Consider the following 26,627-nt stretch of genomic DNA (forward strand, 5'->3'; position numbering starts at 1 on the left):
CTGATTAAATTAATAGTGGCTATCCACTATTGCATTAGTTGCCTATTTTAGCGTGAATGATATACCGAAATCGGACGCAACCATCGGGCTATTGTTGTTGAAATAACACAGGATAATAGTAATCCTGGGAGTAGGGTGTATTCGCCCGTCATTTCGCAAACCATTAATGCCGCCATGATAGGGGCATGAGTGGTCGCAGCCAATAGAGTCGCCATACCGGTCAGTGCCATCAACAACGCAATATTGTCACCAAGAGCTGGCCACCAGGCAAACATCTGCCCACATAACATGCCTAACGCGGCCCCAACAAACAAGGTCGGGGTGAATACCCCGCCCGGAGCACCTGAACCGCTACTGGCTAATACAGCCAACAATTTGCATATCAATATACCTGCAATCAATAAAACCCCTGGCGGAGCTGTCAACAGTGACTGCACCACACTGTAGCCATTGCCCCAGACCTCAGGGAAAATCAGCGATAATAGCCCGACAATTATCCCCCCCAGCGCAAGCTGTAATGGGGGAGAAAGATTCAGCGAGCGGAAAGCATAGCCACTGGCGGCCATCCCTTTTAAAAACAAGGGGCCACAGAAGCCAGCCAGCAAGCCTAATAGTGCCATCAGTAAATATTGTATTGGCCACGGTGATGGTAGCGCTTGCACTTGATAAAGGGTTTCCTGGCCACCGTGTAGCAGGTTGGTGGTGAGCAATGCACTGACGGCAGCGATCACTACTGGCCCAAGTGAGGCCAGCATCAACGTACCAAACAGAATTTCCGCAATAAATAGACTGCCCGCCAGCGGCGCATGATAGGCGCTGGCCATCCCGGCGGCGGCACCACAGGCAACCCAAAGCTTCCATTCGTTAGGTTTGGCATAGCGCTGAGCAAAAACGGACGCAAACAAAGCGGCCAACAGCACCATTGCCCCTTCGCGACCAATCGCACTGCCGCTGGAGACCACGAGTAATGAAGCGAGAGACTTGACCAGACTGGCGGAAACATCTAACCGGCCATCACCGATCTCGATGGCCTCCATATAATCAGTTGGCGCACTGGGCTTTTGTTTTCGGTAACGCTGGTATCCCCATAAAAGAGCACCGGCGGCCAAACCACCTAATGCGGGGGTTAATGCGCGTCGCCAGCCAGTAATAGAAGAGGCAGCGGCTACCAGACTGCCATCAGTTCGGGCAAATAACAGCCACTCCAAGCCCAACATTGCTTGATGGAATAACCAAACAATCAAGGCTGCCATCATACCCAGCATGATCGAAATCAGTAGTCGACGCAGCATGGCGCGATAGTAATACAGGTGGGCAGGCCGTTTCATGCAACGCTACTGACTGACATAGTGAGGTAAACCCCATACTTTGGTGATTGATAGGTAAGTTGACGGAGAGTGTGTTACTTGTCATCGATTGTTACTTGCCATCAAATGAATGACCGGTGAAAATTGAGAAATGCAGAAATAAATTATTGATAAAACAAAAGGGTGCACCGAAAGGCACACCCAGACCGGTGACGGCGAAATTACTCGCTGTCGGTTATGCGGGTATAAACAATTTTCTGGCTATCATTTTCGCAATGTCCAACCACCTGACCGCCAGCTTGCTGAACTTGATCATTAGGAACGATATCCAGTTTAAAGCCGGACTCAGGCACCCCATTATTGATAATCTTCTGCGTGATATCTGCTTTCACACTTTCACAAGATGCCAGAGCAGCCAAAGGGGCCAGCGATAACAACAATGTACTGATAATAAGCGTTTTTTTCATCATAAAATCCTTATGTGGATGAATAGCTTGCCTAACATATTGATTCTTAAACCGTGCCTAAAGGATAGTCCAGATTCTCATAACCTCAAGTAAATCTGAGCCATAGCCACCCATTACGGATTAATCTGGCGACCTGATAGCCGATCCAGACAGCGCTGCGTGTTAGGCTCCCAATAGGCGTTCAAATTTTCACTGCGGTCGCAGTTGTCTTTCGCATCTTCAGCCCGATCAAACTTATCAAAGTTCTTTTCAACCCGGGTATTAACTTTATTGCGCAGACGATGAGTATCATCCCATTGCTGTTGGCTTTGGCGAGCCTGTTCTTTGGACATCGAATCATTACTACCACCAACAGAAACACAAGTGCTGCCTTGGGTGCAATTGGTCGCCTGTGCCAGGGCCGGTGTTTGCCAGGCAAGCATAACCAAAGCTAGCGGTAGAAACGCACGCGTCAGGCGTGGCAGGCTAGTTATTTTCATCGTCTTAAGTCCTTTATTAGTCGGTGATGTTAAATCATCATGTGGTTTACTGGCACGCTATCAGCGGATAAAAAATTATATCATTGCTTTCGGTATATAAACCAGTCAGCGACAGGTTTGTCGGGAATATGTAGAGTAACCTAATGTTAATTTTAAACATTTGCCTCAGAGGTAAGATGTTGCTGGCAATATCAAGAGATCAGAACATGTTAAAGACGTCGTTACTGTTTTTTGTTACCGCACTGGCTGAGATAATTGGCTGTTTCTTGCCCTATTTGTGGTTACGTAGAGGAGGCCCTCTCTGGTTATTACTGCCCGCGGCGGCCAGTCTGGCAATGTTTGTCTGGTTATTGACACTGCATCCCGCTGCCAGTGGGCGTGTTTATGCGGCATACGGTGGGGTTTATATCGCGACAGCGCTAATTTGGTTACGGGTAGTGGATGGCGTGAAACTTTCACTGTTCGATTGGGTCGGCGCAGGGGTCGCTCTGATTGGGATGCTGATTATTGTTGCGGGCTGGCGAGTAAATTAAGGGTGGGGCGGTGATAGCCCCCTCGTTTTCTTTATTGTACTAAATGTGATTATGATGATATTAATTAAAACTGACAAGCAGCCATTGAGATTATATATAATAAATTTTCGACTATATTTTTAGTTGATTTGTCTTTTGGTATGCATATGGATAAAATGCCTAAACGGAAAAATTTTTATTACAGTGATTGCCCCATTCCCGAACGAAACGCAACAAACCATCATGCGTTATGCAGCGAGTAGATACTCTAAAAATACCTCATTCGGTGAGCTGTATTCCAGAGATTTGCGCCCCCGAGTGTTGAGGATGTGCTCCAGTCTCGCAATATCTTCATCGCTGACGCCATTAAAATCGGTTCCTTTCGGATAAAACCGCCGTATCAGACCGTTGGTATGCTCATTCAACCCCCGCTCCCAGGAATGATAAGGCCGGGCAAAGTAAACCTTTGCGCCCGTTACCTGAGTGATGTCCTTATGTTTCGCAAACTCGGGTCCGTTATCTGCCGTCAGGGTTTTAAACTCACAGAAAGTATTCGCCACGATGTCCCTGAACGCTTCCACGACGCTCTCAGCGCACTTATTGGGGAGTTTACGGATAATGACCTGCTTTGTGGCTTTGTCCACGACCGTCAGCAGGAATGACTTCTGGTCTTTGCCAAAAATCGTATCGATTTCAACATGCCCGGGAACCTGTTTGAGTTCAGCCTCAGCAGGCCTGTGCTCAATGCCAACCCTGTCCGGGATGGGCGTGCGTCCGGGCTCACCCGTATCATAGCGATAGCGTTTACCCCGGTGAGGGAGCTGAAGGTAAAGCTTACCGCCAGCCTGTCTGTCCGAACGGATATAGCGGTAGAGGGTATTTTTGCTGACGGCGATATCAAACTGGATTTTCAGTCTCCCAGAGATAACCTCAGGGGAGGTATGTACAGCCAGCGCCTGCCGGAGAAAGTCTTGTGTCTGCTGGCCCAGAGGGAAACAGGCATTGTGTGCCGAGGTGGCGCCCCGCCGTTGTCTGGCTAAGGCATCAGCGCGTCTGGAGGAGTAAAGTCCGTTGAAAGCGGGGTCCGTATTACGCCTGAGCTCCCGGCTCAGGGTAGAGCGAGAGACATCCAGTTCTCTGGCAATGCAGGACTGATTAACGCCTTCAGCTTTTCGTTTTTCGATGTAAAAGCGCTCATGCTGAGTCAAATGTTTTCCCTTCATGCAACAGGGTCTCCGACAGGGTCAATACGGCTATTTTATCCGTACCTGACCGGTGGGTCACTTTGTTGCATTTCGTTTGGGAATTGGCGATTTCGTTAAAACCATCACTTCAATATGATAGCATCCATCAAGCTTCATGCGGCAATGAATATTTAAATTTATTATAATGGGTTTATTTATAATTATTTTCCTAAATAATATTAGGGCAGGATTAATTCACTTAAGATTAATAAATAGTAGATAACTAAAGTGCCTTCGAGACCATCTTGATATCGCGGATTCTGTTGAGTATACTTTATAGGGTTGCACTCAATGGTCACATTCTTTTTTATTAAAAATAACTTGAGAGGCTGAACTGATCATGGATGAAAAAAATAAGCCATCGGATTCAAAAAATTTAGTCGTAAAATCCTTAAATTCACTGCCGCTGATTTCCATTATGGAACACAGCCATGAACCGTGGGTTGTGAGAGATTGCCAATCGCGTTACGTGTACGTAAATCAAGCCGGTCTGGATTTTTTAAATTTACCTGCTGGTTTTGATATCGAGGGACGGTTAGATAACGAATGTCCGGCTGATTGGGCGGAGTTTGCTGAACAATATCAAGCGAATGATAGAAAAGCGGAAAAAAGTGGAAAACGTGTGGCTATTATTTCAACCAATTTTTATGGCCGAGATAGAATACTAGAACCCTACTATTTACCCAGGTTTCCTATTTACAATAAAATCGGTGAATGTATAGGAACATTAACAAATGCCAGCAAATTAAATTTTATTTCTCTTTCTCAATATATAGACCGCCGTACACCTTCAGTATTAACACTTACCCCGCCAACAGATCTGTTTAGTGAAAAAGAACTTGAGATAATCTTTTTCATATTACAACCTATGACTACTAAGATGGTAGCGAAAAGGCTTTCTTTATCACACAGAACAATAGAAAATAGATTAGGTATAATGTACGAAAAATGCGGTGTTGGTTCTATAAATATGTTTAGAGAGTATTGTGGGAACTTAGGTTTTGATTTATATATCCCCCCTAAGTTTGTAAGACCCAATGTTCAAAATCAGAGTTAATTTTATATTAAAAACACCCAACGCCAAGCATGCTGATAATTGTTGCGGACTGGCGGATAAATTAAGGGTGGGGCGGTGATAGCCCCAGCCCAATTTTACCCAATAACGCCTGATATTAACCTTCGCGATGAATACTCAACCCAGCAAAAGATTGACTGACCGGCATCATCTCCAGTGAGTTAATATTGACCCGTGCTGGCAGCGTAGCAACCCAATAGACGGCTTCAGCGATATCCTCAGGTATCAGTGGATTAGCGCCATCGTAGGTTTTATTGACTTTATCGCCATCGCCTTTAAAGCGAACTGCTGAGAATTCAGTGCCACCGACCATACCAGGCTCAATATCCGTCACACGAATATGTGTACCGTGCAAGTCAGCACGCAGACCCAGACTAAATTGTTTCACAAACGCTTTCGTGGCTCCGTAAACATTACCACCGGCATACGGCCAGTTGGCGGCAGTAGAGCCGATGTTAATCACGTGACCAACATTACGTGCCACCATTGCGGGCAATAATGCTCGAGTCATATTCACCAAACCTTTGGTGTTGGTGTCAATCATCGTATCCCAGTCTTCAACATTAGCTTTATGTGCAGGTTCCAACCCCAATGCCAAACCGGCATTGTTAACTAACAGATCGATATCTTTTAGTTCGGTAGGTAGCTCATCGATAACTTGCTGAATAGCCGCCCGATTCCGTACATCTAAACGTACGATATGTAACTGCTCACCCAATTCGTCCTTCAATTCTTCCAAACGCTCCTGACGACGACCTGTCGCGATAACCTGATGACCGTGGCTAATAAACTTTCGAGCGATTGCCTCACCAAACCCTGAGGTTGCACCAGTGACGAAAACGATCATACACATTCCTTATTTTTAGTTGCTAAAAATATAATTGATATGATTAACATACTCTTAACTACAGAAGGAAGCTATTCCGGCATAGTCCACTACACATTTTAGCGTCGTGATGGTTTCTTACGTACTTCATCGCCCGCATCACCGCTAAGGGTTAATGTATCTACTAACGATAGTAATGCGACCAGCGCGATAACCACAAATGCTATCTGGAAATTCTCCAATGGGATCACACCTGCGCGATGGGGGTGAAACCACTCAGCTATCCGCAGCGCTAAGGCTCCGATGGCGATGCCGAGGCCAATTGCCATCTGTTGCGCCATATTAGATAGCGTATTGGCACCGGCCATTTTCGGACCAGGCACTTCAGAAAAAGCCAGCGTATTGAACGCAGTAAACTGCATTGAACGCGTCAAATAGGTAGTAATAAAGCCCCCCACAGGAGGTCCGAGTATCGGGGCTACCAATCCGGGCCAGGTAATGGTGGCGATGGCTTTGATCAGATCAGGTTTGGCCGTATTACGTAATACAATGAGCCTACCGACCGGGACCATCATCGCACCGCCAAAACCCTGCAAAATTCTTGCGGCAGTAAATGTCATCAAATCAGTGCTTAATGCACACAGCACTGATGCTAATGTGAAAATAATCATTGCGGCAGCAAAGATATTACGAGCGCCACAGCGATTGGCAATCCAACCACTGGCAGGAATAAAAACCGTCAGTGTCAGAATGTAAGCAGAAATACCAATATTCATATCAATGGGATGTACTGCAAATGCCGTCGCCATCTGCGGCATGGCGGTGACAATAACTGTCCCATCGAGATTTTCCATAAAGAAAGCGCCAGCAACCAATAATGGCAGAGCGGAATTGCGCACTATCGATTGGCTCATCATTCGCACCAGTGGGAGTTGTGGTAATTTACTGATTTATATTGGAATAGATAATTTAAGTTGGCTACTGGAATCACGTTTCAGATCCACAAGATTTTCTGACATATTTCGAGCATACCGGATCTAGATAGGATTAAAAAGGGGGGTTATTGGTGACGGTGTAACAAAAAAATAGGCAATCAGGGAGATTTGCCATCTAATAAAATGGGCTGTCACTTCACAGCCCATTCTGATATTACCGAGCAAACTATCATGGTTATTTTTTCTTATAAACATCAGCAGTAGCATGAATTTTTGTGTTGGTATTTGCTGATGTTACAACAAAATAATCCCCACCAAGCTCATCAGCCTTTTTAGACAATTCTTCCTTAGCATCACTTGGCGCTAACTCGCCAGCAGTAACAATATTGCCGATTTTTTCGTATTGACCTGGGCTTTGCCCCATTCCCGAACGAAACGCAACAAACCATCATGCGTTATGCAGCGAGTAGATACTCTAAAAATACCTCATTCGGTGAGCTGTATTCCAGAGATTTGCGCCCCCGAGTGTTGAGGATGTGCTCCAGTCTCGCAATATCTTCATCGCTGACGCCATTAAAATCGGTTCCTTTCGGATAAAACCGCCGTATCAGACCGTTGGTATGCTCATTCAACCCCCGCTCCCAGGAATGATAAGGCCGGGCAAAGTAAACCTTTGCGCCCGTTACCTGAGTGATGTCCTTATGTTTCGCAAACTCGGGTCCGTTATCTGCCGTCAGGGTTTTAAACTCACAGAAAGTATTCGCCACGATGTCCCTGAACGCTTCCACGACGCTCTCAGCGCACTTATTGGGGAGTTTACGGATAATGACCTGCTTTGTGGCTTTGTCCACGACCGTCAGCAGGAATGACTTCTGGTCTTTGCCAAAAATCGTATCGATTTCAACATGCCCGGGAACCTGTTTGAGTTCAGCCTCAGCAGGCCTGTGCTCAATGCCAACCCTGTCCGGGATGGGCGTGCGTCCGGGCTCACCCGTATCATAGCGATAGCGTTTACCCCGGTGAGGGAGCTGAAGGTAAAGCTTACCGCCAGCCTGTCTGTCCGAACGGATATAGCGGTAGAGGGTATTTTTGCTGACGGCGATATCAAACTGGATTTTCAGTCTCCCACAGATAACCTCAGGGGAGGTATGTACAGCCAGCGCCTGCCGGAGAAAGTCTTGTGTCTGCTGGCACAGAGGGAAACAGGCATTGTGTGCCGAGGTGGCGCCCCGCCGTTGTCTGGCTAAGGCATCAGCGCGTCTGGAGGAGTAAAGTCCGTTGAAAGCGGGGTCCGTATTACGCCTGAGCTCCCGGCTCAGGGTAGAGCGAGAGACGCCGAGCTCTCTGGCAATGCAGGACTGATTAACGCCTTCAGCTTTTCGTTTTTCGATGTAAAAGCGCTCATGCTGAGTCAAATGTTTTCCCTTCATGCAACAGGGTCTCCGACAGGGTCAATACGGCTATTTTATCCGTACCTGACCGGTGGGTCACTTTGTTGCATTTCGTTTGGGAATTGGCGAAGTGCCTTAATATCGTATTTGAACAATGATCCAACCACAGCACTGGAAGACGATTCCAGTGCTGTTTTTAGTAGAACGTAGATAACTCAAAAGGCCCAGCCAAGGATAGTTGAGTAATTAATGACGGACCGTAAAATATGAAGCGTGAACTACGCCAGCGCAATGGTACAAGATGTTCGTGAGTACGGAACAACTGTCAGGAGCTTGGGCAAGTACACTGGATTGAAGATTGAATAGTACAACCTGAGCAGGCAAGTTTCCCCTGAGCTGGCGTACCAACGAAGAGATTTAAATAATCAACAACCACATACATGATAAAGCCTAAACCCTCAGATTCTACCTAACACCACCTTGGTGCGCATAATGTATATTATGTTAAATTGATTGGAGCAACCCATAACTTCATGGTTATCTGTGCCACCATCACAAATCCGTCAGTTACCTTTGATGATGCCCCTCTCTATTTTGTTATGATCTTCATTGTTCATTGCAGATTTTGATGAATGTTCGTTATGTTGTCAGGAGTGATTTCTCATGTATTCACTCCCCAACCTCTGTCGACATTATCAGTTTCAGGAAATAATTCTTTACTGCCTCATCACCATCTTTAATGGTTTGCGAACCTAAAATTATTTATGTCATTATCCCAAGGTTATTATTTATTAACTAACTCGCCATAATGCACCGCTAACCAGATAGTCGGTCCATTCGGATCGGTCCATGCAACCCGATGCCGGCACTGGGCTGGAATATTAACAAAATCCCCGGCATGTAGTTCACGAACGCTCGATTCATCTGCAAAATGCAAACATGCGGATCCCTGTACAACCATCACCCACTCACTTTGTGGCTGACAATACCAGAAATCTGGCGGACTCGATTGCCCGGTTGATATTATGCGTTCAATACGGACATTTGGTTGAGATATCAACTCTTCAAAAGTTTCTGATGCCGCCTGTCTCGCCGCGTCTGGGAAGTTAGTAAATATATTTTCCGTCATATAAAATAATTCCTCTATTCGTTAGCTGAAGATCCGCGCAGGTCTGTGTGACTATGGGAACGATGTGCGAGTATCCACAGCAATGAGTAAAATCAAATTTCATGTATTTGGATACAAGAATCGGATGATTTGAATATAATTCTGCTCGAAGGAATAATAAATAAGGCACCATTGAATACTGACTCAGATATTAAGTACAATCCCTGTTAGCGTTAGTTAAGGCTCAACTGGCCTGTTTAGCTCCGGTTTATGCCTTTTAACACCATTAACAGTAAGATAAAGAAGAAGTTATCAATAGAAGAATTAAATAAAACAATTGAAAACTTAAACAAACAGAGGACAAAAATGTCCGTATTGTCTATTTTTGCCGCTGATGACCATAGCCGCTGCTTGCACTTTAGCAGAGGATAGTCGGTTTCTTTGCCAGGCAATTATCAAAAACTGGAGAGTATTATCGCCTGTTCTCATCGCTTTCACTCTGTAACTAAAGTTACACCGCGGGGTGCACTTCTCGCTTGTACTCTTTTACTTGCCAGTTGCTCCTCCGAACCGCCGAGGTCGCTCGTCACCCCGCTACCTTCGGTGGCTAAAGTTCAGCAGAGTCAGGAGCCGGTGCGCGGTGTCTGGCTGGCGACTGTTTCCCGCCTCGACTGGCCACCGGTAGCGTCAGTCAATGCCAGCAGCTCTGCTATCCGCATCAGCCAGCAGCAGCAAGCACTGACCGATAAGTTAGATAAGCTAAAAACTCTCGGTATCAACACCGTGTTCTTCCAGATTAAGCCTGATGGAACTGCACTGTGGGCATCAAAAATTTTGCCATGGTCAGATATGCTGACGGGCAATATTGGTGAGGATCCTGGATACGATCCCCTGCAGTTTATGCTGGATGAGGCGCACAAACGTGGCATGAAAGTCCATGCTTGGTTCAATCCCTATCGGGTATCTGTCAATACCAAGCCGGCTACTGTTACAGAACTGAACCGTACATTGTCGCTACATCCGGCCAGCGTATTTGTGCTACATCGCGACTGGGTCCGCACCGCAAACGAGCGTTTTGTCCTCGACCCAGGTATCCCTGAGGTACGGGACTGGATCACCAGTATCGTGGCCGAAGTCGTTGCACGTTATCCTATTGACGGTGTGCAATTTGATGATTATTTTTATGCCGAGTCAGCAGATTCAGCCCTGAACGACAGCTAGACATTCAAAAAGTATGGTCAATTATTTGAATCAAAAGCGGACTGGAGACGGCACAACACTCTGCAACTTATTCAACAAGTTTCACGCACTATCAAGCAATTGAAACCCAACGTTGAATTCGGCGTCAGCCCTTCTGGTGTCTGGCGTAACCGTTCACACGACCCAGCAGGTTCCGACACGCGAGGAGCGGCGGCATATGATGAAGCTTATGCAGATACCCGCCTCTGGGTACAACTGGGATTACTGGATTACATTGCTCCGCAGCTTTATTGGCCCTTCTCACGCCAAGTAGCCCGTTATGATGTGCTAGCCAAATGGTGGGTTAGCGTGGTGAAACCCACAAAAACACGGCTCTATATTGGTATTGCCCTGTACAAAGTGGGTGAACCTTCAAAAAATGAGCCTGAATGGTCGAATAATGGGGGCGTGCCAGAGCTGAAAAAGCAGCTCGATTGGAACGAGTCAGTACCACAAATCACCGGAACGATTCTGTTTAGAGAGAATAACCTCAACCAACCACAGACCCAAGAAGCAGTCAGTTACCTTCGAAGCCGCTGGGGTGGTTAACTAAACTATTTAGGCAATTATTTGGCTCAGCCGCTGTATCCCTGCTACGATTTCCGCAGGTGAATGAGCGGCAAAACCTAATAAAATAGCCTGTTCTGGCGAATTTGTTTGGCAATAACGAGAAAGTGGTTGTGCCCCTAGCCCAATTTTACGACATTTATCGATAATATCTTGCTCTTTTAGATTGTCTAATAACCAGCAGACAATATGAATACCTGAATCAGCAGGTTCAATCTTAAAACTATTTGGCAGATATCGTTGTATGGCGTCTATTATTACTTTTTTACGTTCGTAGCAGGCTTTTCTGACCCGTCTCACGTGGTGGGCGTAATGACCATCAGAAATAAAAGTGGCCAGTGTAGCTTGTTCTAAATAAAATGTACGCGTATCTGCATAGTATTTAGCGAGCTTAAATGACTCAATGAGATTATTCGGTATCACCAGGAAACCTAAGCGAAATTCGGGGAACATCATTTTTGAAAAGGTTCCGGCATAAATTACTCGTTGTTGTTTATCCAACCCCTGAAGAGCTTGTATCGGCGGAGCGGTATAGCGGAATTCACTATTATAGTCATCCTCAAAAATCCACGTTTTATTTTCAGCCGCCCAGTCAAGTAAAGCCATCCTCCTCGATAAACTCAATGTTCCTCCCAGCGGAAATTGATGTGAAGGAGAAGTGAAAATCATTTTGGCATTTGGCCAGCCCCTGATGCCATAGGAAATATCCATACCGTCTTTATCACTGATTACAGGGCAAATTTTGGCACCCATGGCAGTAAATCGCCAATTCCCAAACGAAATGCAACAAAGTGACCCACCGGTCAGGTACGGATAAAATAGCCGTATTGACCCTGTCGGAGACCCTGTTGCATGAAGGGAAAACATTTGACTCAGCATGAGCGCTTTTACATCGAAAAACGAAAAGCTGAAGGCGTTAATCAGTCCTGCATTGCCAGAGAACTGGATGTCTCTCGCTCTACCCTGAGCCGGGAGCTCAGGCGTAATACGGACCCCGCTTTCAACGGACTTTACTCCTCCAGACGCGCTGATGCCTTAGCCAGACAACGGCGGGGCGCCACCTCGGCACACAATGCCTGTTTCCCTCTGTGCCAGCAGACACAAGACTTTCTCCGGCAGGCGCTGGCTGTACATACCTCCCCTGAGGTTATCTGTGGGAGACTGAAAATCCAGTTTGATATCGCCGTCAGCAAAAATACCCTCTACCGCTATATCCGTTCGGACAGACAGGCTGGCGGTAAGCTTTACCTTCAGCTCCCTCACCGGGGTAAACGCTATCGCTATGATACGGGTGAGCCCGGACGCACGCCCATCCCGGACAGGGTTGGCATTGAGCACAGGCCTGCTGAGGCTGAACTCAAACAGGTTCCCGGGCATGTTGAAATCGATACGATTTTTGGCAAAGACCAGAAGTCATTCCTGCTGACGGTCGTGGACAAAGCCACAAAGCAGGTCATTATCCGTAAACTCCCCAATAAGTGCGCTGAGAGCGTCGTGGAAGCGTTCAGGGACATCGTGGCGAATACTTTCTGCGAGTTTAAAACCCTGACGGCAGATAACGGACCCGAGTTTGCGAAACATAAGGACATCACTCAGGTAACGGGCGCAAAGGTTTACTTTGCCCGGCCTTATCATTCCTGGGAGCGGGGGTTGAATGAGCATACCAACGGTCTGATACGGCGGTTTTATCCGAAAGGAACCGATTTTAATGGCGTCAGCGATGAAGATATTGCGAGACTGGAGCACATCCTCAACACTCGGGGGCGCAAATCTCTGGAATACAGCTCACCGAATGAGGTATTTTTAGAGTATCTACTCGCTGCATAACGCATGATGGTTTGTTGCGTTTCGTTCGGGAATGGGGCATCGGCCATCATGCGGGTATTATTTGACATGGTGTCATAGAAAATGGTTATCCGGTCTTCCTGATAATCTGCCGCCCAAGCCAGATATTGCGTGACAATTTGGGTTGGATTATCGCGCCATACCACGCCATGGGAGGTGGCAATCATTGATACTGGCAGATTGAAACCAAGAATTTCATTGATTTTTGGTGTTACCAAGCGGCTGAAAGGGGTCAAAATGTTGGCATAATAGCGAGCGCACTGTTCATAAAGTTCGGTCTGATCGACCTCGTCATTAAACAGATGCTCATCACAGTAGTGCTGACCGAAAGCATCATTACTGAACAACACGGCATCACCCGTGATGTAAGTCATCATGCTGTCAGGCCAGTGCAGCATCGGCGTTTCAACAAAGATCAATTGCTTACCGTTGCCGATATCTAAGGTATCGCCTGTTTTAACTGTAATGAAATTCCATTCAGGATGATGATGATGTCCGTTGATTGAGTCGATAGCATTGGCGGTGCAATAAATCGGAGTGTTGGGGATACGCGCCATTAACTCGGTTAATGCGCCGGCATGGTCTTCTTCTGCATGATTGATAACAATATAGTCGAGCGCATTTAAGTCGATCTCCCGTGCTAAATTGGCAACAAAATCTCGATCAAATTTCTGATCAACTGTATCGATCAGAATGTTCTTTTCTTCGCAGATTAAATAGCTGTTGTAACTGGTCCCTTTCAGGGTTTTGTACTCAGTACCATGGAAATCACGCACTTCCCAATCACGTTGCCCAACCCATTTGATATTATTCTTAACTTGAATCGCCATGAACCGTTCCTCAACTAAAATAAATGATTTACCTCACCTTAGAGAGCAAATAGCGTGCCATGATTTATAGTATTGATTTTAATCATATAAAAATTAAAGTTAGTCATTATGACATTGATGTGTCATTGTCATAATGACTAACACTATGTCGGAATGACAAAATATGAGTTTATCCATTCAGTCACTGGCCAAAATAGCCATTGAGCTACAGGGCGGCTTATCAGGGCAAGATCGTTTTCAGACGTTAGTCAGTAGCTTGCGGCAATTACTGCAATGCGATGCCTCGGCACTTTTACGTTATGAACATCAATTGTTCCGCCCCTTGGCCATTGATGGTTTATCGCCTGATGTGTTGGGGCGGCGTTTTTCGTTGTCATCCCATCCGCGATTAGAGGCCATTGCCCGGGCAGGGAATGTGGTCCGTTTCCCGACTGACAGCCATCTGCCTGATCCCTATGCCCCATTCCCGAACGAAACGCAACAAACCATCATGCGTTATGCAGCGAGTAGATACTCTAAAAATACCTCATTCGGTGAGCTGTATTCCAGAGATTTGCGCCCCCGAGTGTTGAGGATGTGCTCCAGTCTCGCAATATCTTCATCGCTGACGCCATTAAAATCGGTTCCTTTCGGATAAAACCGCCGTATCAGACCGTTGGTATGCTCATTCAACCCCCGCTCCCAGGAATGATAAGGCCGGGCAAAGTAAACCTTTGCGCCCGTTACCTGAGTGATGTCCTTATGTTTCGCAAACTCGGGTCCGTTATCTGCCGTCAGGGTTTTAAACTCACAGAAAGTATTCGCCACGATGTCCCTGAACGCTTCCACGACGCTCTCAGCGCACTTATTGGGGAGTTTACGGATAATGACCTGCTTTGTGGCTTTGTCCACGACCGTCAGCAGGAATGACTTCTGGTCTTTGCCAAAAATCGTATCGATTTCAACATGCCCGGGAACCTGTTTGAGTTCAGCCTCAGCAGGCCTGTGCTCAATGCCAACCCTGTCCGGGATGGGCGTGCGTCCGGGCTCACCCGTATCATAGCGATAGCGTTTACCCCGGTGAGGGAGCTGAAGGTAAAGCTTACCGCCAGCCTGTCTGTCCGAACGGATATAGCGGTAGAGGGTATTTTTGCTGACGGCGATATCAAACTGGATTTTCAGTCTCCCAGAGATAACCTCAGGGGAGGTATGTACAGCCAGCGCCTGCCGGAGAAAGTCTTGTGTCTGCTGGCCCAGAGGGAAACAGGCATTGTGTGCCGAGGTGGCGCCCCGCCGTTGTCTGGCTAAGGCATCAGCGCGTCTGGAGGAGTAAAGTCCGTTGAAGGCGGGGTCCGTATTACGCCTGAGCTCCCGGCTCAGGGTAGAGCGAGAGACGCCGAGCTCTCTGGCAATGCAGGACTGATTAACGCCTTCAGCTTTTCGTTTTTCGATGTAAAAGCGCTCATGCTGAGTCAAATGTTTTCCCTTCATGCAACAGGGTCTCCGACAGGGTCAATACGGCTATTTTATCCGTACCTGACCGGTGGGTCACTTTGTTGCATTTCGTTTGGGAATTGGCGGATGCTATTGCTCAGGGTATTCACGATACCGACCCCGGTGTGGCAGTGAAGATCTACAACATTGCCCGCCATGACAAAAATGAAATCCTCACCCAGGTCTTCCGTTCTAAAGGCGTTTTAGTGGGTTCTTCCACCATGAACAACGTCATGATGCCAAAAATCGCCGGGATGCTCGAAGAACTGGCCGGATTACGTTTCCGTAACAAAAAAGCTGCGGCATTTGGCAGCTTTGGCTGGACTGGCGGTGCGGTTGACCGCATTCAAACTCGCCTGATGGATGCCGGGTTTGATATCTCCCTCTCCTTAAAAATGAAATGGCGGCCTGATACTGATGCTTTAGCAGAGTGCCGTGAACATGGGCGTAAAATTGCCCGTGAATGGGCACTTCATCCATTGGAGACCCCCCATTTATCTGAGGTTGACGACGTTATCGCCCTCACTCAAGAAAAGGCCCGCGCCGAGAAACAGAATCTGGGTATTTCAATGCAATGCAGTGTTTGCCAGTGGATATATGACCCAGCACTGGGTGAGCCTCTTCAAGAGGTTAAGCCGGGAACCTGTTGGGAAAATGTACCCGATTTCTTCCTCTGCCCAGAGTGTGGCTTGGGCAAATCTGTGTTCGATCCACTGTAATGGAGCATGTTATGACAGATAACATTATTATTGTGGGTTCAGGTTTTGCCGCCCGCCAAGTGGTTAAAAACATCCGTAAACTTAACCCACAAGTGCCAATCCAGATGATCGCCGCTGACAGTGGCGTGGATTATAATAAACCTGATTTAAGTCATGTATTTAGTCTTCAGCAGAGCGCTGACGATCTCACCCGGTTGTCGGCCGAGAAGTTTGCAGAAGAAAATAATCTTACTTTGCATACAGCGATGTTGGTCACCGCCATTGAGCGGCACACTAAACGCGTTTTTTGTGGTGATCGGGGATTTAATTACCATAAATTAGTGCTGGCTACCGGGGCGTCTGCACTGGTTCCGACCGTGCCCGGTAGCGAGATGATCGTTACATTTAATAGCCAAAATGAATACCGGCAACATCAAGATAGGTTGCAAAAGGCATCGCGTGTTTTAGTGCTGGGCGGCGGGTTAATCGGGACGGAGTTGGCAATGGACCTACAGCGTTCTGGTAAGCAGGTGATTCTGGTGGATAAGGCACACAGTTTGCTAGCCTCTGTGATACCAGTGGAGATCAGTAGCCGCTTACAACAGCGCCTCAGCCAAAGTGGTGTTACTTTGGTGTTTAATAATGAATTGCTCAGTGTGACAAAAGTCACCAACGGCTTGCGAGTAGAACTTCGCGCGGGTCAAACGTATACCGTTGATGCTGTTATTGCCGCGATTGGTTTAAAGCCGGAAACTGCCCTCGCCGCTGCCGCAGGTCTCGATATTGGGCGTGGTATTAAGGTCAATAATCAGTTGCAAACGGTTGATCCAGATATCTTTGCCGTGGGTGATTGTGCCGAGGTCGAGGGGAAAGTACTGCCATTTTTGCAGCCCATATTAGTGGGAGCCATGACACTGGCAAAAAATATTCTAGGGGGAGCCGCGTGTCTCACCCTGCCGCCGATGTTAGTTAAAGTCAAAACACCTGATCTACCGCTCTATTTCGCTGGCGAAACCAACCGCGAGGATCTCCACTGGGAAATATGCCTGACAGCGCAGGGGATAGTGGCGCGTGGCACTGATAACTCACAGCAATTACGCGCGTTCGTCGTCAGCGAACAACAGACCCAACAGGCTTTCCCCCTGTTACGTGAACTGAGTGTGTAACATTAATCGTGCTGCGCTATAACATCACAACGCTAACCCCCCGCCACCTGCGTAGGGGGTTTTGCCTGCAATTTTCATCACTTCTGCCCCCAACGTGACAAAAGGTGCCCGCCGACTGGCGTAGATAATGCCGCCAGCCTGAGCGCGAACCGCTTTTACCGTATCGGTGAGCGGATCAATAATTTCAGCTACCACTTCATCTTTCCCAACCCATTCACCCGGCTGGCGTAATAACAGCAGAATGCCACTGGCAGGTGCTGTCACTATCTCACCCGCCGTAAACGGCAACAGGGTGACTTCCCGCTGCGGAATAACCAAAGGTTGCCCTTTGACTGCGCCACGGTACTGCAAATAGTGATAAAGACGCTCGGCATCAGCACTGGCCAACGCGTGGCTAACATCCTGTTGACCCCGTAATTCTAGCGTCACCGCCATGCAGCCCGGTTCAAGCTTTAACGCCGGATAGTGCGCCGCCAACCGGTGCCATGGCAAGCCGCAAGCCTCATCAAAGGATCCACCACCGCTATCTTGCGACAGTAATACGGTGCCAATATCTAAGAACCGTGCCAAGGTTTCGGCGGGTTCACACCAGGCAGGATCAGCGTACATGTGCAAAATAGCGTGATCATCACAATGCAGATCCAGCACCAGGTCCGCATCACAAGCCAGTCTTAATAAGTGTTGGCGCAGCGATGCAACTTCACTGCTGGCAGGCAAATCCTGCAATGCCTCAACCATGGCAACTCGCACTTGTTGCTGTATACCAACACTATCAGTGAGCGGCCGCGATGCCAGCCGCGTTTGTACCCCTTGCGCCAGATCAGGGAAGTCACGGTTGAAATTGCGGCCACTGCCCAGATCAAAACGGCCGATACCACTATTAAGGAGCACTTGCGCAATACCTACCGGGTTGGCAAGCGGCACAATAATTATTTCGCTCTGAATTTCACCGCGCCGTTCCGCCTGACTCAGTAATCTTTTAAGATAATGTAATACCAGCATGCCGGGCAGTTCATCAGCATGCAGGCCAGCTTGTAGATAGATTTTCTCACCAAAACTTTGCTGGCCGAAATGAAAGCTGGTTAATTGACGCTGCCCACCCAGGGCATGTTCAGGTAACTTATGATTATTGATTTTCATTGGACGTCCTATCTGTGGAAAAGAAAGCCCGGCTTGACCGAATTGACAAAAAAATCCTTGAAATACTGAGCCAGGATGGTCGCATCTCTTATCAAAAGCTCTCTGAACAGGTAAACCTTACCGCTCGCCCTTGTCTGGAGCGCGTACGGCTACTGGAGCGTGCCGGTATTATCCGCGGTTACAGCGCGATTATTGAGTTGCCGGAACCTGCGCATGCTTTTGTTATACAAGCACAAATTGCACTGGCCGACCATGGGCACTCGCAGGCGGCATTCGAACAGGAAGTATGCAAAACGCCGGAGGTGCTGGACTGTTGGTTGGTCGGTGGCAGCTTCGACTTCCTGGTGCGCATTGGCTGTCGTAACATGGAACACTACCGGTTACTGGCTGATAGTTGGCTGACCAGTAAAAAATTCCGGGTCGATAAAATTGTCACCCTGACGGAATTACAAACCATCAAACGCACTTAAATCCGCAGTGCCCGCACGGAATACTTAATCGTGACGGGCAAAAGCCAGCCAGCGCCGTTCTGCACGTGAAAATAGGTAAATCAGCATAAAAGTGCATAACAGATAGAGCGCCGCCGCCATCAGGAACGGGATGAACGGGGAATAAGTTGCCGCATAGAACGAGCGCGCCACGCCGGTAATATCCAATAGCGTTACGGTACTGGCAAGTGAGGTGGCGTGTAGCAGGAATACCATCTCGTTATTCAGCGCTGGGATACCGCGCCGCAATGTTGCGGGCAGTACCAACCGGCGAATAATCTGCCACTGGCTCATGCCAAAAGCTTCGCCAGCCACCCACTCCTGACGTGGAAACGTCACCATCATTCCCGCCAATAATTCTGCCACATAAGCACTGGTATTCAGCACCAGCGCGAGCGTGGCACAGAAAGTGGCATCACGGAACAGCAGCCAGAACGGTTGGTCGTCCTGCCAACCCAACTGCACGATGTCAAACTGTGACAAACCGTAGTAGATCAGCATTAATTGCAGATAGAGCGGCGTGCTACGGAAAAAATAAGTTACGCTGCGGATGAACCAAGAGAGCGGCCGTGGGCCAAAAGCTTGCCCAACTGCCATCAGTAGTGCCAACAATAAACCCGGCACCACGGACAGTAAAAACAGCTTAGCGGTCATGGCCAACCCGGTAACATCCGACCCGTCGCTATACAAAAATGTCGGTGCAGCCTCCAGCATGGTTTGCAGATTCATCCTTGCCTCGCTGCACTAGAGGTTGACAGCGCATAGCGCCGTGAAAGCAGACTGAATCCCCAACTAGAAAGCGCGGTGATGACCATGTAAATCATCGCCACCAGGAAGTAAAACAAGAACGGTTTTTGTGTCGCCCGTCCTGCCTGTTCAGCCAGCCACACCATATCTTCCAACCCCAGAATGGATATCAACGCCGACGCTTTCATTAAACCAAGCCAGTTGTTATTGATCCCCGGAATGGCAAAACTGAGCATCTGTGGCAACATAATGCGCCGGAATACCTGAGCAGGACTCATACCGTAAGCTATTGCGGCCTCCAACTGACCACGATCAACGGTTTGAAATGCGCCCCGGAAGGTTTCAGTGTAGTAAGCGCCGAATACAATACCAATGGCCAACACGCCAGAGATAAAAGTGTTGAAGCGAACCGGCCCCACGCCCAATAAACTGAGGAACCCATTCACCAGCATTTCGCCACCGAAAAATAGCAGCAACATAATCACCAGTTCAGGAATACCTCGCACCAGCGTGGTGTATCCGGTTGATATCCAGCGCAACCAGCGCGGACCAAACAGTTTGATAACCGCATTGATCAACCCAAGTACCAGTGCCACCGCGAGTGACAGCAGCATCACACACAGTGACAACCCCGCCCCCTGTGCCAGTAAAGGCAAATATTCGGCTACCATTATTGGCCCCCTGTCGCTGAAAAACCGGTGCCGGGCGCGTTAGTCATCGGCCCGGCGGGTTTACATCACAAAAAATGGTGAAGCACTCAGTTGCCGTAAATATCGAAACTGAAATATTTTTTCTGAATGGCGTCATAAGTACCGTCAGCACGGATCGCCTTAATTGCTCCATTCAATGCATCGCGTAACGCTGGATTATCTTTACCGACGGCGATACCCACATCAGATGAGATAGTTTCGTCTTGGATAACTGGCCCGGCAAAAGCAAATTTCTGCCCACGCGGGGTATCAATAAAGCTACTGGCAGCCTGAATGTTATCTTGTAGCGAGGCGTTGATGCGCCCAGACAGCAGATCCAGATAGACATTGTCCTGATTGGCATAAGAGACGATTTTCACCCCTTGTCCACCCCAGTGTTTTTTCGCATAGGTCTCATGGATTGAGCCGGTTTGCACACCCACGGTTTTGCCTTTCAAGCTGGCGGTGTCCGGTAACAGCGGACTGCCTTTTCGCGCCACCAATTGTGCGGCACTGCGATAGTATCGATCCGTGAAATCCACTTCTTTTTTGCGCTCTTCAGTAATGGTCAGCGACGCAATAATTGCATCGAACTTACGGGCATTAAGTGCCGCGATCATGCTTTCAAACGGTTGTTTAACGAATACACACTTCGCATGCAGGTTTTCACACAAGGCATTCGCGATATCGATATCAAAGCCGGTGATCTCGCCACTGGGAGAAAGAACATCAAAAGGTGGATAACCCCCGTCTACACCAAAGCTAATAGTGTCAATGGTCTGAGCCGCCACGGGCGCGGAAAGTATCAGGCCGGTCAATATTGCAGCTAATGTCTTTTTCATGGTTAAGATCCCAATGTTGGCAAGTAATAGAAACCGCAAAGATTAGAAACGAAGCGAGAGGCAGGTCAAGCCGCCATCCATTTTTTTAAATTCACTGGTATCAAGTTGAATAATTGGCATTCCCAGCTTTTCAATTTGCGCCAACGTGTAAGGATACCCTTGCGGTGTAATCAACGTATCATTGATCCACAAAGTATTACCGGCGTAAGACTCATCTTCAGGAATAACAATGGTATTAAACCGAGAAAACGCGGGATGGTGCTGATAATCCTCGGTCAGCAACAAGGTGTTACGCCCAACATAGTTAACAATCGACTTCAGGTGTAACCCCGCACTCACTGCTATTGGCGTTACCCGATAGCCATAGCGCGCGACCGCGGCGGTAAACTCGCTGATCCCGACTTCATCAGTGCGTGAAGTCAGGCCGATAAAAAATTGTTTATCCACCAACAGCACATCACCCCCATCAAGATGGCCTTGCTCGCTCATTCGAAAGACCGGGCGGTCGGTAAATAGCGGCTCGATAGTCGCCACTTCGCCTTGGCGGCTGGGTGCCCCAGGGTGGGTTATCACCGCCAGTTCCGGCATGACGACGGCAGTATCCTCAACAAAGTGCGCATCAGGGAATGCCGGTGCTGCCGGTAAAATAGTCACTTTCAGGCCAAGACGGAGCAAGGTATCAACGTAGGCCAAAAATTGGTGACCCGTCACAGCAATATCTGGGGCGCCCAATTGGGACGTAGTCTGGCCGCTACCACAGGTAGCCGCCGGCAGTCTGGCAATGGCTTGAGTAAAGTGCATAGGCGAGTCTCTTGATTGAGTGTTGCAAAAGTGTTGATCTGATTATTAAACAGATACTGTTACCAATCAGGTTGAATCAGCTATCACTGCCATACATTTACGCTGTATATGACTCTCTCTGCGACCTATTCAGTTGTCAGATGAAAACCATAGACAACCCGCTTTAGCTATATACTATTTGATATAACTTATCGGGCAGTATCCGAGACAGGCAAGCTACCCTTCCTGTCTCTGCGCGCGTAGCGTGCTAGCGAACCTAAGGAAACCGAATGAAAAAGTTAATCATGGTGATGATTACACTATTGCTGATTGCCTGTGCAAATACCGGTCATGTCGGCGTGAGTGGGGGTTCGGGCGGAGTATCGAGTATCAGCATTGGCACCGGCATTCGCCGGTAATACAGGCAGGTGTTTTCAGTCCCTGCCTTACCAGTATTGACTGTAAAATTGGCTGTCAGCTATCTGTTTTTCAGGACTGGAGCATCCTCGGAAAAACGTGCTGAAATAGCATCCCGTTCATAACCTTGCCGCTCAGTCAAAATGGTATATAACTCAGGGCGACGACCATAGATCCAGCGCCGTCCAGTACTGAGTGGGATCAAGGAGAGATCCAGCTCAGCGCACACCATCATGTCGGCGGCCTCCCAGGTTTCATTGATGATGCGACCATACGGGTCCAGTATCATCGCCCCATTCCCGAACGAAACGCAACAAACCATCATGCGTTATGCAGCGAGTAGATACTCTAAAAATACCTCATTCGGTGAGCTGTATTCCAGAGATTTGCGCCCCCGAGTGTTGAGGATGTGCTCCAGTCTCGCAATATCTTCATCGCTGACGCCATTAAAATCGGTTCCTTTCGGATAAAACCGCCGTATCAGACCGTTGGTATGCTCATTCAACCCCCGCTCCCAGGAATGATAAGGCCGGGCAAAGTAAACCTTTGCGCCCGTTACCTGAGTGATGTCCTTATGTTTCGCAAACTCGGGTCCGTTATCTGCCGTCAGGGTTTTAAACTCGCAGAAAGTATTCGCCACGATGTCCCTGAACGCTTCCACGACGCTCTCAGCGCACTTATTGGGGAGTTTACGGATAATGACCTGCTTTGTGGCTTTGTCCACGACCGTCAGCAGGAATGACTTCTGGTCTTTGCCAAAAATCGTATCGATTTCAACATGCCCGGGAACCTGTTTGAGTTCAGCCTCAGCAGGCCTGTGCTCAATGCCAACCCTGTCCGGGATGGGCGTGCGTCCGGGCTCACCCGTATCATAGCGATAGCGTTTACCCCGGTGAGGGAGCTGAAGGTAAAGCTTACCGCCAGCCTGTCTGTCCGAACGGATATAGCGGTAGAGGGTATTTTTGCTGACGGCGATATCAAACTGGATTTTCAGTCTCCCACAGATAACCTCAGGGGAGGTATGTACAGCCAGCGCCTGCCGGAGAAAGTCTTGTGTCTGCTGGCCCAGAGGGACACAGGCATTGTGTGCCGAGGTGGCGCCCCGCCGTTGTCTGGCTAAGGCATCAGCGCGTCTGGAGGAGTAAAGTCCGTTGAAGGCGGGGTCCGTATTACGCCTGAGCTCCCGGCTCAGGGTAGAGCGAGAGACATCCAGTTCTCTGGCAATGCAGGACTGATTAACGCCTTCAGCTTTTCGTTTTTCGATGTAAAAGCGCTCATGCTGAGTCAAATGTTTTCCCTTCATGCAACAGGGTCTCCGACAGGGTCAATACGGCTATTTTATCCGTACCTGACCGGTGGGTCACTTTGTTGCATTTCGTTTGGGAATTGGCGATTCGCCGCTGCTAATGGTTGGATGCTCAAAAGCATGCAATTTGCGATGAGTGTGCCAGGTGCCATCAGGCATGCAAGCAACATAGGCGTTATAGAGTCGCCCGTCATCTGCCCGCTCAATCAGACCCACACCAATAAGCATTTGATATTTAACTGCTAACGCACGAACCAAGGCGATTGATGGACTGTTTCCTATCGATTCCGCCAGTGCATTGACTTGCACCGCAGTCAACTTAGGGACATGCCAGTATCCAGTGATACACATCTCTGGAAAGGCTAATATTTTGATGTTTTGCAGGGCTGCCTGCTCGATAAACTTCTCAATAACCAACAGATTATATTGTTTGTTATTGGCCTGATGCTGGAACTGCACTGTTGCTGCTGTTATCAATGGTAATTCAGTCACATTATCCTCCTAGGGCATCTATCGCTGATTTTTATCATTGGCATTACAGCAGCCGTATTGATAACTTTATAATGAATGATTTTCCTTTATCGATTACCAATTGGAATGAAATAGTGAATATTAAGTTGCTAAAAGCCTTTGTTATGCTGGCACAGAAAAGCAATTACAATGAAGCTGCACAGGCGCTTTGTATCACGCAACCGGCCCTGTCTAAGCAGATTAACTTATTGGAATCGATGCTAAATCTTCATCTGTTCTCACGCGGGCGTCATGGTGCGCTACTGACCCCTGGCGGCCAACAGTTGCTGGCAGAGGCGGAGAAAGTGATTAATCAGTCTAATTTTTTTCTACAACATGCCGCCAGAGTGGCCAAGGGCATTGAAGGGTTTATATCGATAGGTTTTGGATTGTCGACTTTCTATACTGCTCCGCACTGTATCGCCAAATTCAGAGAGCAGTTCCCTGGCATTGCCATTACGTTGGAGGATATCCCCTCGGCACAGCAATATGCATTATTAACCCACGGTGAACTGCAAATAGGATTTGTTCGAGTGCCGCCCAAGGCGCCGTTACATTATCATCCCTTATTTGACGATCGCCTGGTGCTGGTAACCCCGCAAGATAAGGCACTAACACTCGACGAATGGTTAAAACATCTGCCGTTACTGCGTTTATATACCGAGCGTGGGCGCGGGCTAAATGCACAAATTGACCTGTTCTTACAGTCAAATCAACTCTACGTGCCAGCGATGCAAGAAGTTGAGGATATTCAAACCATACTCGCACTGGTGATTGCCGGTCTCGGCGTGGCATTACTGCCGCAGAGTGTGGTGCATATCGCGCCCCCGACGATGAATATTATTGCGCTCAGCGGAGACACCCTCAGTTGGCAAGTGGGTATCGCTTGGAATAATACTATTCCTGATTTGGTGCGGGACAATTTTATTAAGATGGTCATCGAGCATAACCGGCAAAACATCGATTGATACTTTGCCGGTTTATGGCGTGATGAGATTAGCGGAACGGCGGCTCGTTAAAGGTGCGCAGTTTGCGTGAATGCAGTTGATCACCCTCCGCGCGCAATAAATCTATTGCCCGAATACCAATCTGCAAATGCTCAGAAATAGCACCTTCATAGAAATGGTTAGCTTGCCCCGGCAACTTGATTTCGCCATGTAACGGTTTATCTGAAACACAGAGCAATGTGCCATAAGGCACTCGGAAACGATAACCTTGAGCTGCAATGGTGGCACTTTCCATATCGACGGCAACTGCGCGGCTTAAGCTAAAACGCAGTGCTGACGCAGAAAAACGCAACTCCCAGTTACGGTCATCAGAAGTGACTACCGTCCCGGTGCGCAACCGCTGTTTGACTTCAACGCCTGGCATGCCACTCACCGCTTTGGTGGCGTCGTACAATGCCCGCTGTACCTCAGCAATACTTGGGATCGGGATATCTGGTGGCAACACCGCATCCAACACATGATCATCACGCAGATAGGCATGAGCCAGCACATAATCGCCGATGGCCTGACTTTCACGCAATCCACCACAGTGCCCAATCATCAACCATGCATGAGGCCGCAGTACCGCCAGATGATCACAAATAGTTTTGGCATTGGATGGGCCGACGCCAATATTCACCAAAGTAATGCCATGCCCCCCTTCTGCAATTAAGTGATAGGCCGGCATCTGATGTTTTTTCCATGCCAGATCAGAGGTGGTCTTTTCAGGATCAGCATTTTCAGCCGTTATGTAGCTGCCACCGGCACAGGATAAGGCTTTATAAGGGCTGGCGGGGTCGAGAATCTGCTCACAAGCCCAACTGACAAACTCATCAACATAGCGGCTGTAGTTAGTGAAAAGGATATAAGGCTGAATATGTTCTGCGGGGGTGCCGGTGTAATGTTTTAGCCGCGCCAGTGAAAAATCAGTCCGCAAGGCATCGAAATGCGATAAGGGAAAATCAGCGGTGGCAGTATCAATACCATCAGTAATGCCATCACCGATTTTTGCCAAATCCGTGGTTGGGAAGTGCTGAGCAAGGCCCGCCGTCATTGACCGGTCGAGAATGAGGTCAGAACCGTCGATCACAAAAGGATATGGCATTTCTTGTTGTGACGGTGTCACTTCAAACACCGCGCCGTACTCACTTTCAAGCAAGGTGAGTTGCTCTGTCAGATAGTCCCGAAACAATGTCGGCCGAGTAACCGTGGTACTGTATTGCCCGGTCCGGGAGAAACGACCATAAGCACGGGTACGCTGGTGGTCGCGGAATCTTCCGTCCCAACTGACACTGAGCTGTGGATATGAAAACAAGCCCTTAGCCCTTTCACCAACATCCGGCAGAGCGCCATCGCGAATAAAAGCGCTAATAGCATCACGTAATGCCGCAAGTGCTGACTCGTATAGCGTCTCAAGCCTATCAATCGCTTCGCTGGCTGATAGGTGAATGGTATTTTGTGATTGATTCAAGATATCTCCTTTCAATACGCGTAAAGGCGGTGCTTAGCTTACTCAATTAACCGACGCAGAAACATAGTAAAAAACACGGTTTTACTGTC

General features: G+C 48.2%; 23 protein-coding genes and 8 pseudogenes. 10 read left to right on the forward strand and 21 right to left on the reverse strand.

Features of this window, described 5'->3' with window-relative positions; translation table 11 throughout:
- Positions 1-47: 47 nt before the first annotated feature.
- From clcB to ACWJJO_RS11115, 3 genes are all read right to left on the reverse strand, one after another.
- Positions 48-1,328 (reverse strand): voltage-gated ClC-type chloride channel ClcB, encoded by a 1,281-nt coding sequence (clcB, locus tag ACWJJO_RS11105; protein WP_481091020.1) that lies wholly within the window; start codon positions 1,326-1,328, stop codon positions 48-50.
- Positions 1,329-1,528: 200 nt separating this feature from the next.
- A complete protein-coding gene (locus ACWJJO_RS11110) occupies positions 1,529-1,774 on the reverse strand; it encodes a DUF1161 domain-containing protein (protein WP_083158845.1) in 246 nt (81 codons plus the stop codon).
- A 113-nt stretch (positions 1,775-1,887) separates the two neighbouring features.
- Positions 1,888-2,253, reverse strand: a complete 366-nt coding sequence (locus tag ACWJJO_RS11115; protein WP_083158844.1) for a DUF1283 family protein — start codon at positions 2,251-2,253, stop codon at positions 1,888-1,890.
- Between the two features lie 206 nt (positions 2,254-2,459).
- Between ACWJJO_RS11115 and ACWJJO_RS11120 the strand changes: the two genes are divergently transcribed.
- Entirely contained in the window at positions 2,460-2,786 is a 327-nt protein-coding gene (locus ACWJJO_RS11120; protein ID WP_442848682.1) for a YnfA family protein, read from the forward strand.
- A 227-nt stretch (positions 2,787-3,013) separates the two neighbouring features.
- On the opposite strand, the gene ACWJJO_RS11125 is transcribed toward ACWJJO_RS11120, so the two are convergent.
- The gene (locus ACWJJO_RS11125; RefSeq protein ID WP_481091001.1) at positions 3,014-3,988 is read right to left on the reverse strand and encodes an IS30 family transposase; all 975 of its coding nucleotides are present in this window, start codon (positions 3,986-3,988) and stop codon (positions 3,014-3,016) included.
- 361 nt (positions 3,989-4,349) lie between these two features.
- Here ACWJJO_RS11125 and ACWJJO_RS11130 point away from each other — a divergent pair, with 361 nt between their 5' ends.
- Positions 4,350-5,066, forward strand: coding sequence for a helix-turn-helix transcriptional regulator (locus ACWJJO_RS11130; protein WP_372569184.1), 717 nt, complete (start codon positions 4,350-4,352; stop codon positions 5,064-5,066).
- Positions 5,067-5,181: 115 nt separating this feature from the next.
- On the opposite strand, the gene ydfG is transcribed toward ACWJJO_RS11130, so the two are convergent.
- The 5 genes and pseudogenes from ydfG to ACWJJO_RS11155 form a co-directional block, all read right to left on the reverse strand.
- Positions 5,182-5,931, reverse strand: coding sequence for a bifunctional NADP-dependent 3-hydroxy acid dehydrogenase/3-hydroxypropionate dehydrogenase YdfG (ydfG, locus tag ACWJJO_RS11135; RefSeq protein ID WP_050085366.1), 750 nt, complete (start codon positions 5,929-5,931; stop codon positions 5,182-5,184).
- 98 nt (positions 5,932-6,029) lie between these two features.
- On the reverse strand, positions 6,030-6,824 hold the full coding sequence (locus ACWJJO_RS11140) for an MFS transporter (protein ID WP_481091021.1): 795 nt from the start codon (positions 6,822-6,824) through the stop codon (positions 6,030-6,032).
- A 256-nt stretch (positions 6,825-7,080) separates the two neighbouring features.
- A pseudogene (locus ACWJJO_RS11145) lies at positions 7,081-7,257 on the reverse strand (YdgH/BhsA/McbA-like domain containing protein); the annotation flags it as partial.
- A 43-nt stretch (positions 7,258-7,300) separates the two neighbouring features.
- Positions 7,301-8,275 (reverse strand): IS30 family transposase, encoded by a 975-nt coding sequence (locus ACWJJO_RS11150; RefSeq protein WP_481091022.1) that lies wholly within the window; start codon positions 8,273-8,275, stop codon positions 7,301-7,303.
- 745 nt (positions 8,276-9,020) lie between these two features.
- Positions 9,021-9,365 (reverse strand): cupin domain-containing protein, encoded by a 345-nt coding sequence (locus ACWJJO_RS11155; RefSeq protein ID WP_083158838.1) that lies wholly within the window; start codon positions 9,363-9,365, stop codon positions 9,021-9,023.
- Positions 9,366-9,818: 453 nt separating this feature from the next.
- On the opposite strand from ACWJJO_RS11155, the pseudogene ACWJJO_RS11160 reads away from it, so the two are divergent.
- Positions 9,819-11,132, forward strand: a pseudogene (locus ACWJJO_RS11160) (glycoside hydrolase family 10-like protein).
- Between the two features lie 9 nt (positions 11,133-11,141).
- Here the strand turns inward: ACWJJO_RS11160 and ACWJJO_RS11165 are convergent.
- Positions 11,142-11,912, reverse strand: a pseudogene (locus ACWJJO_RS11165) (aminotransferase-like domain-containing protein); the annotation flags it as partial.
- A 90-nt stretch (positions 11,913-12,002) separates the two neighbouring features.
- Between ACWJJO_RS11165 and ACWJJO_RS11170 the strand changes: the two are divergent.
- Positions 12,003-12,977 (forward strand): IS30 family transposase, encoded by a 975-nt coding sequence (locus ACWJJO_RS11170; RefSeq protein ID WP_481091023.1) that lies wholly within the window; start codon positions 12,003-12,005, stop codon positions 12,975-12,977.
- A 35-nt stretch (positions 12,978-13,012) separates the two neighbouring features.
- On the opposite strand, the pseudogene ACWJJO_RS11175 reads toward ACWJJO_RS11170, so the two are convergent.
- Positions 13,013-13,825 (reverse strand): annotated as a pseudogene (locus ACWJJO_RS11175) (oxygen-binding di-iron domain-containing protein); the annotation flags it as partial.
- A 163-nt stretch (positions 13,826-13,988) separates the two neighbouring features.
- Here ACWJJO_RS11175 and ACWJJO_RS11180 point away from each other — a divergent pair.
- Positions 13,989-14,282: pseudogene (locus ACWJJO_RS11180) on the forward strand (nitric oxide reductase transcriptional regulator NorR); the annotation flags it as partial.
- Between the two features lie 38 nt (positions 14,283-14,320).
- On the opposite strand, the gene ACWJJO_RS11185 reads toward ACWJJO_RS11180, so the two are convergent.
- A complete protein-coding gene (locus tag ACWJJO_RS11185) occupies positions 14,321-15,295 on the reverse strand; it encodes an IS30 family transposase (RefSeq protein ID WP_481090518.1) in 975 nt (324 codons plus the stop codon).
- An 83-nt stretch (positions 15,296-15,378) separates the two neighbouring features.
- Between ACWJJO_RS11185 and ACWJJO_RS11190 the strand changes: the two are divergent.
- Both ACWJJO_RS11190 and norW read left to right on the forward strand, forming a co-directional pair.
- Positions 15,379-16,017, forward strand: a pseudogene (locus ACWJJO_RS11190) (rubredoxin); the annotation flags it as partial.
- Between the two features lie 11 nt (positions 16,018-16,028).
- Positions 16,029-17,162 (forward strand): NADH:flavorubredoxin reductase NorW, encoded by a 1,134-nt coding sequence (norW, locus tag ACWJJO_RS11195; RefSeq protein ID WP_442820888.1) that lies wholly within the window; start codon positions 16,029-16,031, stop codon positions 17,160-17,162.
- A gap of 24 nt (positions 17,163-17,186) precedes the next feature.
- Here norW and ACWJJO_RS11200 read toward each other — a convergent pair whose 3' ends face one another.
- Positions 17,187-18,302, reverse strand: coding sequence for a succinylglutamate desuccinylase/aspartoacylase family protein (locus tag ACWJJO_RS11200; protein WP_481091024.1), 1,116 nt, complete (start codon positions 18,300-18,302; stop codon positions 17,187-17,189).
- A gap of 14 nt (positions 18,303-18,316) precedes the next feature.
- On the opposite strand from ACWJJO_RS11200, the gene ACWJJO_RS11205 reads away from it, so the two are divergent.
- Entirely contained in the window at positions 18,317-18,772 is a 456-nt protein-coding gene (locus ACWJJO_RS11205) for an Lrp/AsnC family transcriptional regulator (RefSeq protein WP_005184236.1), read from the forward strand.
- A gap of 24 nt (positions 18,773-18,796) precedes the next feature.
- On the opposite strand, the gene ACWJJO_RS11210 is transcribed toward ACWJJO_RS11205, so the two are convergent.
- The 4 genes from ACWJJO_RS11210 to ACWJJO_RS11225 form a co-directional block, all read right to left on the reverse strand.
- A complete protein-coding gene (locus ACWJJO_RS11210) occupies positions 18,797-19,519 on the reverse strand; it encodes an ABC transporter permease (RefSeq protein ID WP_083158825.1) in 723 nt (240 codons plus the stop codon).
- Entirely contained in the window at positions 19,516-20,208 is a 693-nt protein-coding gene (locus ACWJJO_RS11215; RefSeq protein WP_005184240.1) for an ABC transporter permease, read from the reverse strand. The genes ACWJJO_RS11210 and ACWJJO_RS11215 overlap by 4 nt, the downstream gene beginning before the upstream one ends.
- A gap of 86 nt (positions 20,209-20,294) precedes the next feature.
- The gene (locus tag ACWJJO_RS11220) at positions 20,295-21,068 is read right to left on the reverse strand and encodes an ABC transporter substrate-binding protein (protein WP_083158824.1); all 774 of its coding nucleotides are present in this window, start codon (positions 21,066-21,068) and stop codon (positions 20,295-20,297) included.
- A gap of 42 nt (positions 21,069-21,110) precedes the next feature.
- Positions 21,111-21,869, reverse strand: coding sequence for a dimethylarginine dimethylaminohydrolase family protein (locus tag ACWJJO_RS11225; protein WP_372569196.1), 759 nt, complete (start codon positions 21,867-21,869; stop codon positions 21,111-21,113).
- Between the two features lie 269 nt (positions 21,870-22,138).
- On the opposite strand from ACWJJO_RS11225, the gene ACWJJO_RS11230 reads away from it, so the two are divergent.
- A complete protein-coding gene (locus ACWJJO_RS11230) occupies positions 22,139-22,267 on the forward strand; it encodes a hypothetical protein (protein WP_265331623.1) in 129 nt (42 codons plus the stop codon).
- Positions 22,268-22,326: 59 nt separating this feature from the next.
- Here ACWJJO_RS11230 and ACWJJO_RS11235 read toward each other — a convergent pair.
- The 3 genes and pseudogenes from ACWJJO_RS11235 to ACWJJO_RS11245 form a co-directional block, all read right to left on the reverse strand.
- Positions 22,327-22,575: pseudogene (locus ACWJJO_RS11235) on the reverse strand (acyltransferase); the annotation flags it as partial.
- Positions 22,576-22,593: 18 nt separating this feature from the next.
- Complete coding sequence (locus ACWJJO_RS11240) at positions 22,594-23,568, reverse strand: IS30 family transposase (protein ID WP_481090564.1); 975 nt, start codon at positions 23,566-23,568, stop codon at positions 22,594-22,596.
- An 87-nt stretch (positions 23,569-23,655) separates the two neighbouring features.
- Positions 23,656-24,063, reverse strand: a pseudogene (locus ACWJJO_RS11245) (nitrilase-related carbon-nitrogen hydrolase); the annotation flags it as partial.
- Between the two features lie 113 nt (positions 24,064-24,176).
- On the opposite strand from ACWJJO_RS11245, the gene ACWJJO_RS11250 reads away from it, so the two are divergent.
- The gene (locus ACWJJO_RS11250; RefSeq protein ID WP_083163631.1) at positions 24,177-25,049 is read left to right on the forward strand and encodes a LysR family transcriptional regulator; all 873 of its coding nucleotides are present in this window, start codon (positions 24,177-24,179) and stop codon (positions 25,047-25,049) included.
- 28 nt (positions 25,050-25,077) lie between these two features.
- Here ACWJJO_RS11250 and ACWJJO_RS11255 read toward each other — a convergent pair whose 3' ends face one another.
- Complete coding sequence (locus ACWJJO_RS11255; RefSeq protein ID WP_420073401.1) at positions 25,078-26,538, reverse strand: AMP nucleosidase; 1,461 nt, start codon at positions 26,536-26,538, stop codon at positions 25,078-25,080.
- Positions 26,539-26,627 lie beyond the last annotated feature (89 nt).

This window comes from Yersinia antarctica, from assembly GCF_056636475.1.